Genomic DNA, 509 nt, shown 5'->3' on the forward strand with positions numbered 1-509 from the left:
ACACCATCAAAAGAAAAATTTTCTCGAATAAATTCATTAAATCTATCTCTATCAAATTCCATATTCTTTTTCCTCTAATAATCCCATTTAAAGTTTTATCTGCCACATGGCTCACTATTATTTATTTCTTTTATATTATTATTTACTACTAAATTCTCCTTATATTCCTTTAATTTATCCATAATAGATGTTTTTTCTTTCCTTTCAAAATCTCCTATTTCCTGCACTTTACTATCTCTAAAATCAGCATCATTTCTATCTATTATTCCATCTAAATCCATATCTTTAGATAATGGATCATAGAAGTTGCCATCATCATCTATTTCAAGTCCCATTACTTCTCTCAGTTTTTCTTCATTTACTGATACAAGCTCACTAAAATCCCAAAATCCAATAGAAGTCTTTATCTGTACTAGCTCTTTTAAATCACTTGCATCTAAGGGATCATAGGTGTATTGAAAGCTGTCAATTAGGCTCTTATCTACATAGGTATTCATTTTATAATTTTC

At 28.3% G+C, this 509-nt stretch carries 1 pseudogene; it reads right to left on the reverse strand.

Features of this window, described 5'->3' with window-relative positions:
• Positions 1-95: 95 nt before the first annotated feature.
• A pseudogene (locus HMPREF0072_RS10365) lies at positions 96-509 on the reverse strand (hypothetical protein); the annotation flags it as partial.

This window comes from Anaerococcus lactolyticus ATCC 51172, from assembly GCF_000156575.1.
Lineage (GTDB): Bacteria > Bacillota > Clostridia > Tissierellales > Peptoniphilaceae > Anaerococcus > Anaerococcus lactolyticus.